This is a genomic window from Neisseria sp. P0021.S007, assembly GCF_051956855.1.
The window spans coordinates 1-545 of sequence record NZ_JBQCXA010001027.1 but is presented as its reverse complement, the minus strand read 5'-3'; the positions used below and the strand labels follow the sequence as shown (position 1 = coordinate 545).

Below are 545 nucleotides of genomic sequence, written 5' to 3'. Positions count from 1 at the left end.
TCATCCGCGAACGCACCAAAGCCGAAGTTTCCTTTGAAGAAATCAATATCGAAGGTATGGCGTTTGACCCCGTGAAGAAACGTCTCGTCTTAGGCTTCCGCGATCCTGAGTTCAACAATATGGCTTTGGTGGCATTCATCAGCAACTCGAAAGACGTGTTCGAGCGCAACGCCAAGCCTGAATTTGACGAAGTTGCCATCCTTGACATCGACGGCGGCGGTATCCGTTCTATCAACTACGACCCGGTGTTGAAAAACTACGTCATCGCCAACGAAGTGAAGGATGAAAACGGTCAGAAATTCTCGCAATTGTGGACTTGGAGCGGCAACCCGACTGACGAACCGCAAAAAATCTCGCTGCCCAACCTGCAACACATCACCAACGTCGAAGCCGTTGATTCGATTACGGTCAACGGCAAGCCGCAGATGATTGTGATGGGTGACGAAGGCAACGCTTCGCAGAAAATTACCGCCAAGTACATGGTGGTGGATTACAGCCAGTTCGGCAAACAGTAGTTTTAAAGCTGATTAAAAGGTCGTCTGAAA

General features: G+C 49.4%; 1 pseudogene. It reads left to right on the top strand.

Annotated features, from left to right (window positions below):
- A pseudogene (locus ACTHUR_RS17330) lies at positions 1-515 on the top strand (hypothetical protein); the annotation flags it as partial.
- Between the last annotated feature and the right edge of the window lie 30 nt (positions 516-545).